Origin of the sequence: Alteromonas sp. 76-1 (assembly GCF_900654235.1) — a bacterium.
Classification (GTDB): domain Bacteria; phylum Pseudomonadota; class Gammaproteobacteria; order Enterobacterales; family Alteromonadaceae; genus Alteromonas; species Alteromonas naphthalenivorans.
The window spans coordinates 553,718-571,395 of record NZ_LR136958.1; the positions used below are offsets into that span (position 1 = coordinate 553,718).

Annotated in this window: 16 protein-coding genes and 2 tRNA genes; 15 read left to right on the plus strand and 3 right to left on the minus strand. The window is 43.9% G+C overall.

Annotation, left to right across the window (positions count from 1 at the left end; all coding sequences use genetic code 11):
- Positions 1-2: 2 nt before the first annotated feature.
- Together asd and rsgA are read right to left on the minus strand one after the other, a co-directional pair.
- Complete coding sequence (gene asd, locus ALT761_RS02290) at positions 3-917, minus strand: archaetidylserine decarboxylase (RefSeq protein ID WP_129736090.1); 915 nt, start codon at positions 915-917, stop codon at positions 3-5.
- A 168-nt stretch (positions 918-1,085) separates the two neighbouring features.
- Complete coding sequence (gene rsgA, locus ALT761_RS02295; RefSeq protein WP_126872918.1) at positions 1,086-2,132, minus strand: small ribosomal subunit biogenesis GTPase RsgA; 1,047 nt, start codon at positions 2,130-2,132, stop codon at positions 1,086-1,088.
- 84 nt (positions 2,133-2,216) lie between these two features.
- Between rsgA and orn the strand changes: the two genes are divergently transcribed.
- The 8 genes from orn to ilvN all read left to right on the plus strand — a co-directional run bounded on the left by orn (position 2,217) and on the right by ilvN (position 10,899).
- The gene (orn, locus tag ALT761_RS02300) at positions 2,217-2,762 is read left to right on the plus strand and encodes an oligoribonuclease (RefSeq protein ID WP_013785622.1); all 546 of its coding nucleotides are present in this window, start codon (positions 2,217-2,219) and stop codon (positions 2,760-2,762) included.
- Positions 2,763-2,866: 104 nt separating this feature from the next.
- Positions 2,867-2,942, plus strand: a tRNA-Gly gene (locus ALT761_RS02305).
- Positions 2,943-3,113: 171 nt separating this feature from the next.
- Positions 3,114-3,189: transfer RNA gene (locus tag ALT761_RS02310), tRNA-Gly, on the plus strand.
- 645 nt (positions 3,190-3,834) lie between these two features.
- Complete coding sequence (locus ALT761_RS02315) at positions 3,835-7,206, plus strand: TonB-dependent receptor (protein WP_129736093.1); 3,372 nt, start codon at positions 3,835-3,837, stop codon at positions 7,204-7,206.
- 139 nt (positions 7,207-7,345) lie between these two features.
- Positions 7,346-7,840 carry a DUF4442 domain-containing protein gene (locus ALT761_RS02320; RefSeq protein ID WP_013785620.1) on the plus strand — a complete coding sequence of 165 codons (495 nt, stop codon included), beginning with the start codon at positions 7,346-7,348 and terminating at the stop codon, positions 7,838-7,840.
- Positions 7,841-8,100: 260 nt separating this feature from the next.
- The gene (gene maoP / locus ALT761_RS02325) at positions 8,101-8,481 is read left to right on the plus strand and encodes a DUF413 domain-containing protein (RefSeq protein ID WP_129736096.1); all 381 of its coding nucleotides are present in this window, start codon (positions 8,101-8,103) and stop codon (positions 8,479-8,481) included.
- A 202-nt stretch (positions 8,482-8,683) separates the two neighbouring features.
- Positions 8,684-10,402 carry an acetolactate synthase 3 large subunit gene (locus tag ALT761_RS02330; RefSeq protein ID WP_129736099.1) on the plus strand — a complete coding sequence of 573 codons (1,719 nt, stop codon included), beginning with the start codon at positions 8,684-8,686 and terminating at the stop codon, positions 10,400-10,402.
- Entirely contained in the window at positions 10,402-10,899 is a 498-nt protein-coding gene (ilvN, locus tag ALT761_RS02335) for an acetolactate synthase small subunit (protein ID WP_013785617.1), read from the plus strand. Before ALT761_RS02330 ends, ilvN begins: the two co-directional genes overlap by 1 nt.
- A 71-nt stretch (positions 10,900-10,970) precedes the next feature.
- Here ilvN and ALT761_RS02340 read toward each other — a convergent pair whose 3' ends face one another.
- Entirely contained in the window at positions 10,971-11,930 is a 960-nt protein-coding gene (locus ALT761_RS02340; RefSeq protein WP_129736101.1) for a hypothetical protein, read from the minus strand.
- A gap of 179 nt (positions 11,931-12,109) precedes the next feature.
- Between ALT761_RS02340 and tatA the strand changes: the two genes are divergently transcribed.
- Genes tatA through hemB form a run of 7 tightly spaced genes read left to right on the plus strand, consistent with a single transcriptional unit; the run spans position 12,110 to position 17,645 of the window.
- A complete protein-coding gene (tatA, locus tag ALT761_RS02345; protein ID WP_013785615.1) occupies positions 12,110-12,349 on the plus strand; it encodes a Sec-independent protein translocase subunit TatA in 240 nt (79 codons plus the stop codon).
- Positions 12,349-12,648: a Sec-independent protein translocase protein TatB gene (gene tatB / locus ALT761_RS02350; protein ID WP_013785614.1), complete on the plus strand. Its 300-nt coding sequence runs from the start codon at positions 12,349-12,351 to the stop codon at positions 12,646-12,648. The genes tatA and tatB overlap by 1 nt, the downstream gene beginning before the upstream one ends.
- Positions 12,649-13,404, plus strand: a complete 756-nt coding sequence (tatC, locus tag ALT761_RS02355) for a twin-arginine translocase subunit TatC (RefSeq protein ID WP_013785613.1) — start codon at positions 12,649-12,651, stop codon at positions 13,402-13,404. It abuts the gene before it with no gap.
- A gap of 26 nt (positions 13,405-13,430) precedes the next feature.
- A complete protein-coding gene (locus tag ALT761_RS02360) occupies positions 13,431-13,955 on the plus strand; it encodes a hypothetical protein (protein WP_129736104.1) in 525 nt (174 codons plus the stop codon).
- 1 nt (position 13,956) lies between these two features.
- Complete coding sequence (locus ALT761_RS02365; protein WP_129736107.1) at positions 13,957-14,736, plus strand: TatD family hydrolase; 780 nt, start codon at positions 13,957-13,959, stop codon at positions 14,734-14,736.
- A 5-nt stretch (positions 14,737-14,741) separates the two neighbouring features.
- Complete coding sequence (locus ALT761_RS02370; RefSeq protein ID WP_172602835.1) at positions 14,742-16,643, plus strand: sensor domain-containing diguanylate cyclase; 1,902 nt, start codon at positions 14,742-14,744, stop codon at positions 16,641-16,643.
- A gap of 3 nt (positions 16,644-16,646) precedes the next feature.
- Complete coding sequence (hemB, locus tag ALT761_RS02375; RefSeq protein ID WP_129736113.1) at positions 16,647-17,645, plus strand: porphobilinogen synthase; 999 nt, start codon at positions 16,647-16,649, stop codon at positions 17,643-17,645.
- Positions 17,646-17,678 lie beyond the last annotated feature (33 nt).

The following is a 17,678-nucleotide window of genomic DNA, read 5'->3' on the forward strand; positions in this document are numbered from 1 at the left end:
AACTAGCTTGGTGTCGCTTGCGTGCCTAAATCAGCGCTCGCATCAGTATTTACTGGCGCGTTCGCAACAAAGGCCATAGGTTCACCTAAACGGGTTACTTGTCCAGGTGCTAATGCATCAAAATCAATCATGTCTTTTTCGAAACATACCACAATGGTAGAGCCCAATTTAAAGCGGCCTAGCTCATCACCCTTCGCAAGGTGCACGCTTGCTTCGGTATCTTTCTCGTAAGTCCAGTGTTGTACATTTTTACCGGTAGGTGGCGACACAGTGCCTGCCCAAACGGTTTCTATACTGGCAACAATCGTAGCACCCACTAGTACCATAGCCATTTTGCCTACGGGCGTATCGAATAACGCCACAACGCGCTCGTTACGGGCAAACAAGCCAGGAATGTTTTGTGCGGTAAGCGGGTTTACAGAAAACAACTCACCAGGCACATAAACCATGTCGGTAAGCGTCCCCTCTACCGGCATATGAATGCGGTGGTAATCTCGAGGGGCTAGATAAATAGTGGCAAATTTTCCGTCTTTAAACGGCGCCGCTAACTCTGGCTTACCGCCTAATAAACTGGTTAGACTGTAATCATGGCCTTTGGCTTGAAATATACTGTCAACTTCAATGTCGCCAAATTGACTTACCGTACCGTCCACCGCTTGAATCAATACATCTTCTCGTGGGTCAACGGTGCGTACTTCTGGTTTTAATGGGCGAGTAAAGAAGGCGTTGAAACTGCGGTAATGCGCAGGATCTGAATGTAATGCCTCACTCATATCAACATTATATTGTTTGATGAAAAGCTTGATAAGAAACGTGGTAAAGCCACCAAGCTCTGCTGCCGCTAATTTGCCTACTAGGCGAGACAACAAATGTTTAGGGGTAATGTATTGTAAGTTTATTTTAAGCCAGTCCAGCACGAAAGCTCTCCATTAAAAAGACAGGTTAATTGTACCCTAACTTATAAGCGCGTAAGCAACTTTAAGATTATGTATGCTACAAACTTGGAATAAGCCAGAAGGGGCAGGCTTGTTGAAGTCGTGTTTATATTCATTTTCAACAAGCCGTATTAATAGTAAATGCTAGCCTTATGCGCCAGGTGGTTGACTGTGGCTCGGACGTTGCTCGTCCATGGTGGTTAATATTTTGTGGTAGCTAGCAAAACGCTCAGCATTAATTTTACCTTCTTCTACGGCTTCCCGAAGTATGCAGCCAGGGTCGTTAAGGTGTTTGCAGTCACGGAATTTACAGCCACCTAAGTAATCTCTAAATTCAATAAAGCCCCAAGTAATGCGTTCGGTAGGAATGTGCCATAAGCCAAATTCACGGACGCCTGGAGAATCAATTAAATCGCCGCCAGCCGGTAAGTGCAGTAGTTTGGCTGCGGTAGTGGTGTGTTGGCCTAAGCCTGAGTTATCTGATACTTCACCGGTGAGTATGTCGGCACCAGGTAATACTTTATTAATTAAGCTAGATTTCCCTACACCCGATTGACCTACGAAAACACTAACGTTGTTATCAAGATAGGCATTAAGCTCATCAATACCTTCACCGGTCTTGCAGCTGGTGAAAAGTACCTCATAACCTAAATCGTTATAAACCTTTAATTGTTCGTTAATGGTTTCTCTTTCGCTTTGTGAAAGGAGCTCCACTTTGTTTAAAACAATAAACGGCGTAATACCAATGTCTTCACAGGCCACTAAATAGCGGTCGATAATGTGCGTAGAGAGTGATGGAAGGGTGGCGCTTACCACAATAATTTTATCGATATTGGCCGCAATGGGCTTTATGCCGTCGTAAAAGTCGGGGCGGGTGAGGACTGAATGGCGATCGTTAACTATTTCGATAACACCTCGTACACTGCCAGAGTCGGCATCGTCGCCTTTGCTGAATAGTACTTTATCACCACATACCACAGAGTCTACTGTACGGCGGATATGACATCGTGACACATTGCCCTCGGCGTCTTCAACATCGGCATGTTTACCAAAGCGACCCGTCACAACGCCGCTCATCAGTTGGCTTTCATCTACCGACGTTTGCTTATTGTCACCATGCTTATCTTGCAGCCGTTTGCTTCTGTTAGCTGCGACTTGGCGTTTCTGTCTGTGTGTAAGTTTTGGTTTTTTCGCCACGATTCTTTTCTAGTTCACGTATACTGCGCTTATAATAACGTTTGTAGGGCATGGTTGCCATGCCTCAGTACTAAGAGGAAGCCGATGACAAAGCACGACAGTAATTTAGTGTGGATTGATATGGAGATGACAGGGCTCGATCCAGAGACTTGTGTGGTGATGGAAATTGCAACCATAGTGACAGATGCACAGCTAAATGTGCTTGCTGAAGGCCCCGTTATTGCAGTGCATCAGCCTGATGATGTACTTGATAATATGGATGAGTGGTGCACCCGTGTACACGGTGAAACTGGGCTTACTGCACGTTGTCGAGCCAGTTCGGTGAATGAAGCTGAAGCAGCCCGTCAAACAATGGCGTTTTTATCTGACTATGTTGATGCCGGTAAATCTCCTTTGTGCGGAAACACTATAGGCCAAGACAGACGCTTTATGGTGAAGTACATGCCAGAGCTAGAAGATTACTTTCACTACCGCAGTATTGATGTGAGCAGCGTAAAAGAGCTGATTAAGCGATGGAAGCCTGAAGTTTTAGATGGATTTGATAAAAAGGGGGTTCACCTTGCCCTTGATGACATTCGCGAGTCTATTGAAGAAATGCGCTACTATCGTGAGAAAGTGTTCACGATTTAAGCGGGAAAGGTGCGTTTGTACAAAAAAATCCAATTAATGGTTGCCAAATAAAAATATTTTTGTACAATGCGCACCACTTCAAAACGAAGTGCCTTTTTTTGTATGCGGGAATAGCTCAGTTGGTAGAGCACGACCTTGCCAAGGTCGGGGTCGCGAGTTCGAATCTCGTTTCCCGCTCCAAAAAAACTTAGTGTGAATCGAAAGGTTTATACTCAGAGTGTGAAAGCGCGACCCCACGGGTCACGACCGGTTCCCGGCGAGTTGCAAATCTCGTTTCCCGCTCCAAAAAAAAACTCCTATCACAATCCAAATGGTAGTGAGTATCATCAGATGCAACAGCATCGACTCTATGCGGGAATAGCTCAGTTGGTAGAGCACGACCTTGCCAAGGTCGGGGTCGCGAGTTCGAATCTCGTTTCCCGCTCCAAATTTTCATAATTTAAGTAATCAATTAAAATTATTTAGTTTGAATAATACGACCCCTGTGGGCCCGCGACCGAATGTCGGCCAGTCACAAATCTCGTTTCCCGCTCCAAATTTTACACTTCAAATTGAACTAGCACGATTTCAGACTGAATAATGCGACCCCTGTGGGCCCGCGACCGGTTCCCGGCGTGCGAGTGTCGGCCCAGCGAATGTCGGCCAGTCACAAATCTCGTTTCCCGCTCCAATTATTCAATAGTGAATACTTATTCGAAGTTAGGTACAAGTAATTGTTTAAATTTAGTGCAATTGTGCATTTCTGTAGTGCAAATTAAGCTTAATTGTGTTTTTAAAAAAACATTTGCACTTATTTAGAGCTTTCCATGCTGTTCAGATTAATTTCTCTGCATTTTAAATAGATTTTATTAAATACTTATGCATAATTCTCGGCGAAATAAGGCCGTCAATGCACTTTACGCCTAATTTACATAGGCATGGACCTTGCAATTGAGCTGCATAAATTGTCGAAATAAAAACTATAAATCAACAGTTTTCGTAAACGCACCATTTTCGCGCCCATGTATTGTTAAGAAACATTATAAAACACAATCGTTACCGAATAATAAAAACTAGCTGGAGAAACACACAAATGGCTTTTCAATCATCGAAGCATTACTGCACCACATTATTAGCAAGTGCAATAGCATCTGCGCTTGCACTGAATGCAGGCTTAGCACAGGCACAGGAAGATGCCGAAGTAAAAGAACAGGATGTTGAGAAGGTACTTGTTACGGGCTCACGTATTGCTAGAGATCCAAATTTAGCATCTCCTTCACCTGTTCAATCTATTTCAGAAGAAGATATTCAGCTTTCAGGCGAATTCTCAATTACTGACGTCATCAATGATATTCCTGCGTTATTTTCATCTACGAGTTCAGAAAGCTCTATCGACTCAGGAACTTTCGCTGATGGGGCAAACGTTTTAAATTTGAGAGGTTTGGGGACCAACCGTACGTTAACCTTGGTAAATGGTAGAAGACATGTTGGTGGCGTAGCGGGTTCGGCCGCCGTTGATGTTGGTTCTATTCCGGTTAAGCTTATCAAATCTGTTGAGGTGCTTACCGGTGGCGCGTCTGCTGTATACGGTGCCGATGCTGTTACAGGTGTAGTTAACTTTATTCTTCGTGATGATTATGAAGGGTTCGAATTTGATGTAAATTCTGGGATTTCATCAGAAGGCGACGGTGAGCAAATTAGCATGTCGGCCTTGTATGGTAGAAACTTTGATAACGATAAAGGTAATTTTGCCATTAGTGTTGAGTATCAGAATGACGAAGGTGTAAGGGTAAGTGAGCGTGATAATGGGTTGATCATTGGCTCAGCACGAGATTGGACAAACCCTGCGTTACGCTTTCAGCAAGGGGATATTGGAAGCAGTACTCCGAATTTGTCACAGTATTATAACTACGATAATACAGGCCTATTCAACTTTGGTTTAAGCATACCAAGTCAAGATGATTTTATACAAAATTTCACTGATCAATTTGGTAGTGCGCCCAATCTTACCGCTGAAGAATTAGCCTTATTCCAACGTGCTACTAGCGTTAATCCTCGTGCAGTTCTTCCTTACAGGACATTTCCATTTACATCTGGGTATGGCTATATCGTGCCGGGTAACCCCTACACGTTTGAAGGGTTCGATCCTTCAACCAACATAGACTTAGATGGCAACGGAACTCCCGATTGTTTAGACTCATTTTCAGGCTACAACAGTTCATTTGGTGCCGCGTCATTCGGTGCATTAGGTGGGTGTTGGAATGTTACAGAAAACGGTTCATACCGACCTATTCAAGATGGTTTAGTTTCTGGGAATTTTGAAGGTTTCGGTGGAGACTCTTTTAATACAATTCAACAGCAACGCGGTTACCTTATTACGCCTAACGATAAAATATCGCTTAATTTCTTAGGTCACTACGATTTATCCGAGAGCATGACAGTTTTTGGTGAATTAAAGTACGTGGTGCAAACAACAGAAAATGAAAGCCAACCGTCCTCTTATTGGGATCTACTTTTTGGTGCAGCTGATAACCCTTATTTGCCAGAGTTTATCCAACCTATTGCTAATGAGCTTGGTGGTGTTGCAATTACCGCAGACCCTATTGGCATTGGCCAAGGTAAAATTGAAAACGAACGTCGCACACTTCGTGCGGTTTTAGGTATTGAAGGTTATTTTGAAAATGATTGGGAATACAACTTAGCTGTAAATTATGGCAGGTTCGAATTCGAACAAAAAGGAACTGAAAATAACGTTATTGTTGATCGCTTTTTCTCAGCAATTGACGCTGTTACCGACCCCTCTACCGGTGAAGCTACTTGTCGCGTCAATCTAGACGCGAATACTCCTCAGGTAACAACCGCCTTTAACATTCCGGTTTATGACCCTGGATATTTTTCATTTACACCCGGAGACGGTAGCTGTGTCCCACTGAATATATGGGCAGGTGCGACGGGTATTTCACAAGAAGCAGTAGATTGGATCACCAATGATAGCCGTGATCAAACCACGCTAGAACAGCTAGTTATAAGCGGCTCTATTGCTGGCGACTCTTCTGATTACTTTGAGTTGCCTTACGGCCCAGTCTTTTTCGCTCTAGGTGGTGAATATCGCAAAGAGAAATCTGAAGCAACGTTTGATAATTGGCAGTTAGGTGTCCTTCCTGAAGGCTCACAATACCAATCTGGTACGTTAATATCTGAGTATTCGACCAATAACTCCTTAGTGTTCCAACCTTCAATCAAAGTTGCGAACGAAACAGGTGATTTTGATGTTAGCGAGATATTTGTTGAAGTGTCTCTACCTCTGATAGAAGGAGAGATGCTGGTAGAAGAGCTTACTTTAGATTTGGCAGCTCGGTATTCTGATTACTCTACCATCGGTGATACAACAACGTGGAGAGCAAATTTAATGTACTCGCCGTTTGATGACTTGATGATTCGTCTGTCTCAGTCGCAAGCCATCCGTGCTCCGAATATCAATGAGTTATTCGGGCCTGAGGTCGGAGCCACGTTCCGTCCTACCGATCCATGTAATGCGAGTGTTATCGAAGGGATAAGAGGCAACGACGCAAATGCTGCCGATATTATTCAAGCAAACTGTGTTGCTGACCTTCAGTCTATCGGCTTCGATCCTATTGATGAAAATGGCAATTATATCTACACCGATCCATTGTCGGCAGCTTTCCCTGGTGTGACCGGAGGTAACGCTGAACTTCAAGAAGAAACGGCAGATACCACAACCCTAGGTTTTGTATATCAGGCGAGTTGGCTAGAAGGCTTCTCGTTAACCGCAGACTACTGGAGTATCGAAATTGAATCAGCAATCAGTTCAGTAACATCAGACGATATAGTTAATGGCTGTTATTCTGGCGAAACGCTGAACGAAAACTTTTGTTCGTTATTTACAAGAAATACTGATTCAAGCTCTCCACAATTTGGTGGGTTCAACTTTCTTCGTACAACGGCGGTTAACTTTGCACGTCTTGAAACATCAGGAGTTGATTTTAGCGTAGGTTACGATTTCGCCGTCGGTGCACATAATTTTATGACGAAAGTATCTGGTACTAAAGTTAATGAGATTGATCAGTACACTAACCCTAATGATCTAAACGATGTAAATCCAGAGTTGGGCGAGGTTAATAAACCAGAGCTTGCTGGCAACATTAATCTGACTTGGCAGTGGGAAGACATTCAAATTGGTTGGCAAACACAATATATGGATGAGCAGCTAGTCGGTTACGTGGAAATTGAAGACTACGAACGAGGTGATTATGATGACTCGGTCGTTATGGATGAATTTTGGCAGCACGATATCAATTTCTCTTACAATATTAACGAAGAGCTTATGGTGTATGGTGGAATCAAAAATGTGACTAACGAAGAGCCGTTTTTGACCAATTTCGCCTACCCAGCTAGTGCTCGAGGTCGATTCTACTTCGTAGGGATAGATATGCGACTTGAGTAACATTAATTAGTTAAGTGACTTAAGAAGCAGCGCTCAGCGCTGCTTTTTTGTTCTATACAACAAATATACTTGCAACAGCACAGCGTTAATATTAAGTTAACTGGTCTAACCAGAAGAAGTGTATTTCAGAGAGAAAATTATGTCCGTACCAAACCCGTTGCGCAACTTTGCAAAAAAAGCCAATACCTATCCAACTTGGCTACGTCAACGCATGTTGACATGGATGTTCCGCTACAAAGTGAAACTAACGGGCACGGTCAGTATCGATATTCTGGAAACCGATTTAAAGTCGGTAACGTTTCGCCAAAAAAACTACAAGAAAGCGCAAAACCATATTGGCAGTGTGCATGCGGCTGCAATGGCATTGCTAGCGGAGTCTTCTACGGGCTTCGTAGTTGGGGTTAACTTACCTGGCGACAAACTACCGCTTATCAAAGAAATGAATTTTAAATATGTGAAGCGCGCACAGGGTGATATGCATGCAGTAGCGCACCTTACCGATGAACAAATAGCGTTAATGCAAACTCAAGAGAAAGGTGAAGTTACGGTAGCGGTTAAAGTAACCGATGCTCAAGGTATCGAGCCTGTTCTGTGTGAAATGATTTGGGCTTGGGTGCCTAAAAGCAGGAAGTAATACCTGTATTAAAAAAATAGGCCGAGTACTCACGATTACCATGTGTGCGTTGCTTGTGTAACGCGCATGTTCTATCTAAGCATTTTACAGTTTTATTAAGTTTTCTCTTATCTCGTTTTTCAGTTTGACAGCATTCTTAATCCCAACTATCTAATTATCAGTGTAATGAGCCAAGCGACACAGATGCGCGGCTAATGGGTCCTCATCGGCGCACGATGGGGAGTATGATAATAGCTATAAAGGCTGAGATAAGGGGTCATATGACAACGTTATCCAGAGAGAAACTGATTAACCGTCCGTTTGCAGATAAAAAGCACTACCCATATGGCTTCGCTCGCTCCGGTGACTTTTCAATTTCTGAAAGCAAGTTATTGCAAGCCCATGGTAGTTTGTTTGCAGCCTTAGTAGATGGCAAGATTGAACCTAGTTCTGATGTTGAAATTAACTATCTTAATGCTGCGTTGGGGCAATGTGAGCCACAAACACCTCAGGCAAAAGCTTGGGTCAAATATCAAACCCGAATCAACCGGCCCAAAGCGGCCAGTATTTATGGTTCAAAGCGAGTAGTAACCGAAGATACAGACGATACTGTCGAAATAGATGACGATAATGACCTTGAAATAAATATAGATGACGATTAATTGTTAAATTGTTGTGAAGCTCATCCTAATATTAGCTAATAATTTCATCGCATCAAAAGATTCATCCTAATTATCTTGAATATTGGGATATATATCTCACTTTTGTGCGGTTTGGTGTTTTATCTTCCTACTTCCTTCGTTATAGTCCGCTCATCGTCAACATTCGCTGACAATACACCAAACCGATACAGGAGAGAGAACTGTGAAAATGATGTCGGGCGCTGCCATGGTGGTAGAAGCGCTAAAAGATGTAGGAGTAACACATGTGTTCGGCTACCCAGGTGGTGCCGTACTAGACATTTATGACGCTTTATATGCGCAACAAGATGTCGAACATGTCCTCGTGCGTCATGAACAGGCAGCCGCTCATATGGCGGATGGTTATGCACGTTCAACTGGCAAAACCGGCACAGTCCTCGTCACTTCAGGCCCTGGCGCAACCAATACCATCACCGGTATTGCTACCGCTTATATGGATTCAATTCCAATGGTTGTGTTGTCAGGGCAAGTACCTTCAATGCATATTGGTGAAGATGCCTTCCAAGAAACTGACATGGTAGGGTGTTCTCGTCCAATCGTAAAACACAGCTTTCTAGTAAAGCGCGCGGTAGATATTCCAGAAGCCATTGCGAAAGCGTATTACATTGCAAATACTGGTCGCCCTGGTCCAGTGGTAGTCGATTTACCAAAAGACATTGTTAATGTTGCTGAAGACCACCCTTACGTGTTCCCAACCGATGTGACAATGCGTTCGTATAACCCAACCGAGCGTGGGCATACAAAGCAAATTAAGAAAGCCGTCGCTTCTTTGGTAAAAGCCGAACGTCCAGTACTTTATGTTGGTGGTGGCGCGGTTACATCTGAAGCGTCGTCACGAGTTATCGAATTAGCTGAAAAGTTAAATGCACCAGTTACCTGTACGTTAATGGGGCTAGGTGCCATGCCAGGCACACACGAGCAGTTCGTGGGTATGCTAGGTATGCACGGCACACTTGAAGCAAACAAAACCATGCACAATGCTGATTGCATTATTGCCTTGGGCGCACGTTTCGATGATCGCGTTACCAACAATGTAGCGAAATTTTGCCCGCATGCCGATATTATTCACGTGGATATCGACCCTGCGTCTATTTCTAAAACGATTAACGCGCATATTCCGGTGGTTGGTTCAGTCGATAAAGTACTCGACCAAATTTTAGAACAGCTTGTTAATAAAGACCTGTCTGGTCAAAAAGAGAAGCTAGCGGATTGGTGGCAACAAATTACCCAATGGCGTTCTCGTGAATGTTTGAACTACGAGCAAGGCGATACGGTAATTAAGCCACAGCAAGTTATCCAGTCTATTTACAAGCACACCAATGGTGAAGCTTATGTAAGCTCTGACGTGGGCCAGCATCAGATGTTTGCGGCTTTGTATTATCCGTTTGATAAGCCTCGCCAGTGGATTAACTCAGGCGGCTTAGGCACCATGGGCTTTGGTTTACCTGCGGCGATGGGCGTACAGTTTGCACACCCTGAATCTACCTCGGTAGTGGTAACAGGTGACGGTAGTATTCAAATGAATATTCAGGAATTATCTACCTGTTTGCAGTACAACTTGCCGATTAAAATCATTACCTTGAACAACCGCGCATTAGGCATGGTTCGTCAGTGGCAAGATATGATTTATAAAGGTCGTCACTCGCATTCTTACATGGACTCAATGCCAGATTTTGTGAAACTAGCAGAGTCTTATGGCCATGTAGGCATCAAAGTAGATAAATTAGACGAATTAGATGCAGCGATGGAGAAATGTTTCAGTCTTAAAGACCGCCTTGTGTTTATGGACATAGCGGTAGATCAGAACGAGCACGTATATCCAATGCAAATTAAGTTTGGCGCTATGGATGATATGCGCTTAAGTAAGACGGAGCGTACCTAATGAAACGTATTATTTCTGTATTAATGGAAAACGCACCTGGCGCGTTATCTCGTATCGTAGGTGTCTTTTCACAGCGTGGTTACAACGTAGACTCTCTTTGTGTAGCCCCTACTGACGATGGCAGCTTATCTCGCCTTACTATCATTACTCATGGTGATGATAAAGTGATTGAGCAAATTACTAAGCAAGTGAACAAGCTGATTGATGTGCTTAAAGTGGTGGATTTAACTGAAGGCACCCATATTGAGCGTGAGCTTATGTTGATTAAAGTGGCGACTCGCACTGAATCAGTACGTGCTGAAGTAAAGCGCAATAGTGATATTTTCCGTGGGCGTATTTTAGATGTTCATGCGAATAACTACACCATTGAAATCACGGGCACTACCGATAAACTAGACGCTTTTGCGGCTACCATGGCTCAATGTGCGGAAGTGATTGAATCGTCGCGCACTGGCGTGTGTGGTTTAGCACGTGGCGAGCGCGCGTTACGCCCTTAACGGGTGAGAATTAACGTGTAAAGCGAAGCATATAAAGCGCTAAAGAAATGAAAAAGGGCGAGTAACGAGAGTTACTCGCCTTTTCCGTAATATGCTTCTAAGCGAAGTGCCATACCATAAGACGGCGAGAAGTCCTCGCTTCGAAGCCACAATACAAAGGGTTCTACCTCGAAATAAAGCCATTCTCTTATTGGATTGCTGCGCCAACGTAAACCTGTGTACACCTCTTCTACTTGATAGGTCGGTTTATTCAAGCCTTCCACCATAAAGCTATAAACCAAAGCGTTGTGGTTGTTGATAGGGTACAAATGTTGTAACTCGTGTCGCCACAACCAGTCGTTGCTATTGTCTCGAAAATAAAAGCGGTTATTTATCCGAGTAACATTGTTGTTACTGCTAACATGCTGGATAGAGGTGCCTAACTCTGCGCCAAATTGATCCCGCGTGTATTGATATATTTCAGTGTCGTAAAGCATGGCCCAGTGGGAATTAAATGCATAAGCATCACGGTAGCGAGCTTTTACATACAGCTGGTCCCGTCTTCCTGCACCAACACGAAATGAGTAGTGAGAGTTTTGATCTGGGCGAAAGCGCAGCGAAATGGTCGTATTGTCTTGTCTTCCCAGTGAGGGAGAGCGCGCTGCTTTTATCGTATCGCTTTGAGTTTCGTCTTCATTGTCACTTAATAGCAAGTCTACGCGATTTTCGAGTTGGGGAAGTGAAACACGAATACGAAAACGAATATCGGTTTCTGCAATATCTCTGGTTCTAGGCTCCCAGCTAAGTTGAATTCGACCTTCTGCTTTTGCCTTTTCTTTGGCTTGTGAGCCATCAGAGAACAAACCATCGAACTTACTTACGGTAAAGTCCATAGAGTCGGTGAAGCTGCGTTGCCACACATCAAACCATTGCATAGGTTGATGTGGTTCGACATTGTTTTGTGCATTATTCGCTACCTCGAGGGCAGGAATAGGCTGGTTATCACCCTGGTCGTTAAGCAATAAACACAATGAGACAGCTAAACACAACATAACAACCCAAACTCCCTCTATCGATTACGCGGTGAAATGATATCCGTATCAATTAATTACCATCAGGATGCGTGTTGTGATAATAAACGTCAACGATTATTCATCCATGCAAATATTCACGTGAAAGCTTGCGCTTTGGGTGGCATACTGTCCTTACTGTTGTATCGGAGATTATTTTTATGGGCGGTATTGGAATCTGGCAGTTACTTATTATCTTAGTAATTGTAGTTTTACTTTTTGGCACAAAACGTTTGAAAGGGATTGGCACCGACTTAGGTGGCGCAATCAAAGGTTTCAAAAAAGCAGTAACTGAAAACGAACAAGATGCCGATTTCGAGCAGAAGAAGCAGGTAGAAGACAATGATACTGCTGACACTGTTTCAACTAAAACGCAGAGCGACGTTAAAGAAAAATCCTGATGTTTGACATTGGCTTTTGGGAGCTATTGGTAATTGGTGTGATGGCCTTGTTGATACTAGGTCCAGAACGTTTGCCAGGTGCCATGCGGTCCACCATTAACACTATTCGAAGTGTACGAAATACAGCAACGGGCTTTAAGCAAGAAGTTGAGCATCAGTTGCGCGTGCATGAATTACACGAAAACCTGAAGAAAGCTGAGCAGCAAGGCTTGAAAGATCTCTCGCCAGAGCTTGAACAAAGTGTTGATGAGCTTAAAAAAGCGGCTGAGTCGGTTCAGGAACCATATAAAAAACAGTAAATGTCTGACGCAAACAATTTAATATCTCATTTAATTGAGCTTCGTAGCCGCATTCTAAAAGCACTGTTAAGTGTGCTGGTGGTATTTTTGTGTTTGGCGTACTTTTCGCAAGACCTCTATCAATGGCTCGCTTTGCCGTTGCTGGATTCTATGCCAGAAAACGCTAGCATGATTGCCACCGATGTTGCCTCACCTTTTTTCGCACCGTTTAAACTTACGCTGGTGTTGTCATTCTTTATCGCTATTCCCTATGTACTTTATCAAGTATGGGGCTTTGTTGCGCCAGGGCTATATCGTAATGAGAAAAAGCTTGTTGCACCGCTTTTACTCTCAAGTACTTTGTTGTTCTATGCAGGCATGGCCTTTGCGTATTTTGTGGTATTTCCTATCGCATTTGCGTTCTTTAATAGTGTGGCACCAGAAGGTGTTACGGTCAGTACCGACATCTCTAGTTATCTTAATTTTGTATTGAAACTCTTCTTTGCTTTTGGGGTCTCATTTGAAATTCCCATTGCCATTATCTTACTGTGCTGGACTGGGGTAACCGATGCAAAGTCACTTCGAGCAAAACGCCCCTATGTGGTCGTTGGTGCGTTCGTGGTGGGCATGTTACTTACGCCGCCGGATATCATTTCTCAAACGCTTTTAGCTATCCCTATGTGGATATTGTTTGAAATAGGCGTGGTGGTAGGCAGTTTGTATGCGGGTAAAGGTCGCCGGAATAGCGACGAAGAAACTGGCACTGAAATCGAATAACAATTAAGTAGAACAAAGGATTTACCATGAACAAACGTGCATTATTACTACTAGTAAGTGTACTCCCTTTTAGTGCCTTTTTAGCACAAGCGGAAACCGTAGGCGAGGCACTAGCTAAGTGCAGCGAGACTAAGAATAGCCTTCAACGTTTAGTGTGTTATGACCGCGTAGAAAAGCAAGTAAACCGTCTCTCAGGTACTCAGGCAGGTATACCCGTTGCAATACCTAGCAATACACCCACTGTTGCCTCTGAGCGTCGCCGTGAAGTGCCGGTAAGCCAAGCCCCAGCGCCCAAAGGCGAACAGTTTGGTTTAGAGCACACCGAAAAATTAGCTGACTCGTTCACTGGTACTATTAACAAAATAACGAAAACTGCACGAGGAAATCTTATTTTAACGTTTAATGATGGCTCGGTTTGGCAGCAAACTACCAGTACCGAATTGAAGCTGAAAGAAGATGAAACTGTTATGATTCAACGCGGAATGATGGGGGCTTTTTATATGAAAAAAGAAGGGCATAACAAACGTATGAAAGTAAAACGTGTAAAATAATATGCCTTGGTTTGACGCTGGCGTTAATTTATTAGATCGCAGATTTAATCCTCAAGAAATTATTTCAAGTGCGGTGGATGCCGGTGTTTCCAGGCTGTGTATTATTACCACTCACCCTAATGACTGGGATGCGGCAGCAGCACTTCACCAGCAGTTCCCGCAGATATGCAGCTACACCTTAGGCATACACCCCCATAATGCTAAAGATGTGGTTGAAAGTGACTACGCACGTTTAAGAGGCATGGCCAACGACGCTGGTGTAGTGGCGGTGGGCGAATGTGGCTTAGATTTCAATCGCAACTTTTCTCCGCCAGATGTTCAAATAAGTGTGTTCGAAGCCCAATTAGCGTTGGCAGTAGAATTGAACTTGCCAGTGTATCTTCACGAGCGAGATGCGTTTGAACAACAAGTATCCTGTCTGCAAAGGGTGCTGCCGTCTCTGAGCGGCGGTATTGCCCATTGTTTTACAGGCGATACCACGCAGCTGAGTACTTATTTAGATATGGGGCTGTATATTGGCATTACCGGCTGGGCATGCGATGAAAAGCGCGGAGAAGCCCTTCGTAGCGCCATTCCAACCATTCCCTTAGAACGTATCATTCTAGAAACTGATGCCCCTTACCTATTCCCCAAAACTCTACGTCCAAGAAAACGTAACAACGAGCCTGCGCTATTACCTCATATTGGTGAACAAATTAGCGAACTAATGCAGGTTGCCCCTGATAAATTGCGAGATAGCAGTTATGCTAATACTTGTCGTTTATTTTGTATCAGTGATTAATGGTAATGCACATAAATCGTCAAGGGGTTCGCAATTACGATCTTTATCTCTTCGTTATTACCGTTATTGCGGTATCGATTTTTGCGTTTGTTGCACTGAGTGTAGTCCCCGAGCGAACCACAAATAGCCGAATTTCTCAGTTAGCCTTTATTAGCGATCCCGAGGAACGGTTAACTTTTGAAACAGTACTTGATAAAACCGCGGATAACTCCCCAGAACGGTGGACGCCAACGGTGTCGCCAGTTAATTTAGGAATGAGCAGCGACGTACATTGGTTCTCTTTTGTTGTCACGCCTGATAGTTCCCGCGCAGTAAGTTACCTTTTCGAGATTGACTATGCTTTGCTAGATAGTGTGGAAGTTGCGGTTTACCCGCTGTCATCAAGTTCACCCGTTGTGCGTTACCAAGCGGGAGATAACCTCGCCTTTGATGTACGTCCCATCGCAAATAATACGCCGCTGTTTTCCTTGCCCTTAAGTGCTACACCGCAAACCGTAGTGGTTCGCGTTGAATCTAGCGGCACTATTCGCATGCCCATCGCGGTATGGGAAGAAAAAGAATTTATAGAATACGCAGCAAGCCAAAATCTAGCGCTAGGGCTGTTTTTCGGCTTCTTATGTGCCATGGCCTTAAGCAATATTTTCTTATTTTTTACTACCAAAAATCGCTCGTTTTTATTCTATACCGGCTATGCACTGAGCTTAGGCTTAACCTTGGCTTCATTGCAGGGGTTGGGGTATGCCTATTTATGGCCTGAGCAGGTATGGTTACAGGGTAAGGCGGTACTCATTTTTGGTAATGCGACGATTTTGTTTGCCGTACTGTTTTCCCGGCATTTACTGCCTATTGCTGAATTTAGCCCTTTGGTCGATAAAATTTCCAAGGTAGCAGCGTGGGCATTTGGGGTCTGTATATTAACGAGTACATTGCTGCCTTACCCATTCGCGATAAAGCTGTATTTAGTTATGTTGGCGATAATTGTGTTTGTAGCAATGTACACAGGTGGTTGGCTATCTTTTAAAGGCGTGGCGATTGCTCGATATTTCTCTGTGGCGTGGCTATTTTTATTGGTTAGCGGCTTTGTTGTTAGCCTAGATAGTGTGAATATAATAAATTTAGGTATTTCTACGAGTTATTTACTTATTATCGCTGGCACCGTCGAAACAGTGATTTTAGCCCTTATTTTGGCAATCAATTATAGCCACAGTTACGATGAACTCATTACCACGCAAGCGTTTGCCCTTGAACAAGAGCAGCAGGCGAGTAAGGCAAAAGAAGATTTACTAGCAGTGCAAAAGCGTTACCAAGATGACTTAGAATACAAAGTTGAAGAGCGAACGTTAGAGCTTGAAATTACCTTGCGTGAGCTGTCTGAAGTTAACCAAGAACTAGAGCGCCTAACGGCAATCGATCCGCTTACTGGTATTAATAATCGTCGTCACTTTGATAAAAAGTTAAAATCAGAAGGCAGACGGAGTCGCCGCGAGCAAACACCTTTGTCTATTGCAGTCATTGATATTGACCATTTTAAACGTATTAATGATAAGTACGGACATGCTGGCGGAGATGCTTGTCTTATTCATATAACAGGCATTATTCAAAGTATGCTGCTTCGTTTATCCGATGATTTATGTCGAATAGGCGGGGAGGAATTTGCGCTTATTCTTCCGAATACCGACAGCGATGGCGCCTATCACGTGGTAGAAGCGATTCGCGGTCGTATCGAAAAATCTCACATCACGTTTGATGGAGAAGCAATACAGCTAACCATAAGTGCAGGGCTGGCCACCAGTGTTATCACGGATGAAGATCATGCTGCCGCGTTGCTTCGGTTGGCTGATGAGCAGCTTTATGCTGCGAAAGAATCAGGACGAAACAAAGTACTCTTTAAACCGATTTCAGGATAATTTATGAATGCTTCATTCCCGGCTCGTCGTATGCGACGCCTTCGTGCCAAAGATGCACTGCGAGATTTAGTTGCCGAGCAACATCTTACTACCAACGATCTTATTTACCCTGTATTCGTTCTTCCTGGTACTGGCCAGCGTGAAGAAGTGCCTTCAATGCCAGGGGTAGAGCGTCTATCTATCGATTTATTATTAGAAGAGACGGCAAAATGGGTAGCGCTTGGTATTCGTACGCTAGCCTTGTTTCCTGTTACTCCTATGTCACTTAAAACCGAGTGTGCCAAAGAAGCGTTTAATCCAGATGGCCTTGCACAAACGGCTATGCGTGCATTAAAAGCACAGTTTCCAGATGTGATGTTAATGTCAGATGTCGCATTAGACCCCTTTACGTCTCACGGGCAAGATGGCTTGGTGGATGAGGCCGGTTACGTGATGAATGATGTCACTATTGATGTGTTAGTCAAACAAGCATTGTCACATGCAGAAGCAGGCGCAGATATTGTGGCACCTTCTGACATGATGGATGGACGTATTGGGGTTATTCGTGATGCACTTGAGCGCGAGGGGTTTATTAATACCTGCATTATGGCGTATTCAGCAAAATACGCATCTGCTTATTATGGACCATTTCGCGACGCTGTCGGCTCTTCAGCGAACATAAAAGGCGGTAACAAGAAAACCTATCAAATGGATCCTGCAAACAGCGACGAAGCCATACACGAAATTGCCTTAGACGTGCAAGAAGGTGCTGATATGGTGATGGTGAAGCCAGGTATGCCCTATTTAGACATTGTTCGTCGTTGTAAAGATGAGTTAAAGGTACCTACCTTTGCTTATCAAGTCAGCGGCGAATATGCCATGCATCAAGCGGCATTTGCGAATGGTTGGTTAAACGAAGAGGCGGTAATTCTAGAATCTTTACTGGCTTTCAAGCGCGCTGGCGCAGATGGCATTCTTACTTACTTCGCCCCTAAAGCGGCAGCACTTCTCGCTGGCAACTAATGCAGCGACCGAAAAGCAAAGAGAAAAGCGAAT

What these genes read in the sequence shown, in the direction of transcription:
- maoP (WP_129736096.1), top strand. Translation starts at nt 8,101, where the DNA reads ATGACAACGTTATCCAGAGAGAAACTGATTAACCGTCCGTTTGCAGAT.
- ALT761_RS02360 (WP_129736104.1), top strand. Translation starts at nt 13,431, where the DNA reads ATGAACAAACGTGCATTATTACTACTAGTAAGTGTACTCCCTTTTAGT.
- ilvN (WP_013785617.1), top strand. Translation starts at nt 10,402, where the DNA reads ATGAAACGTATTATTTCTGTATTAATGGAAAACGCACCTGGCGCGTTA.
- ALT761_RS02370 (WP_172602835.1), top strand. Translation starts at nt 14,742, where the DNA reads ATGCACATAAATCGTCAAGGGGTTCGCAATTACGATCTTTATCTCTTC.
- orn (WP_013785622.1), top strand. Translation starts at nt 2,217, where the DNA reads ATGACAAAGCACGACAGTAATTTAGTGTGGATTGATATGGAGATGACA.
- ALT761_RS02315 (WP_129736093.1), top strand. Translation starts at nt 3,835, where the DNA reads ATGGCTTTTCAATCATCGAAGCATTACTGCACCACATTATTAGCAAGT.
- tatA (WP_013785615.1), top strand. Translation starts at nt 12,110, where the DNA reads ATGGGCGGTATTGGAATCTGGCAGTTACTTATTATCTTAGTAATTGTA.
- ALT761_RS02365 (WP_129736107.1), top strand. Translation starts at nt 13,957, where the DNA reads ATGCCTTGGTTTGACGCTGGCGTTAATTTATTAGATCGCAGATTTAAT.
- ALT761_RS02320 (WP_013785620.1), top strand. Translation starts at nt 7,346, where the DNA reads ATGTCCGTACCAAACCCGTTGCGCAACTTTGCAAAAAAAGCCAATACC.
- tatB (WP_013785614.1), top strand. Translation starts at nt 12,349, where the DNA reads ATGTTTGACATTGGCTTTTGGGAGCTATTGGTAATTGGTGTGATGGCC.
- hemB (WP_129736113.1), top strand. Translation starts at nt 16,647, where the DNA reads ATGAATGCTTCATTCCCGGCTCGTCGTATGCGACGCCTTCGTGCCAAA.
- tatC (WP_013785613.1), top strand. Translation starts at nt 12,649, where the DNA reads ATGTCTGACGCAAACAATTTAATATCTCATTTAATTGAGCTTCGTAGC.
- ALT761_RS02340 (WP_129736101.1), bottom strand. Translation starts at nt 11,930, where the DNA reads ATGTTGTGTTTAGCTGTCTCATTGTGTTTATTGCTTAACGACCAGGGT.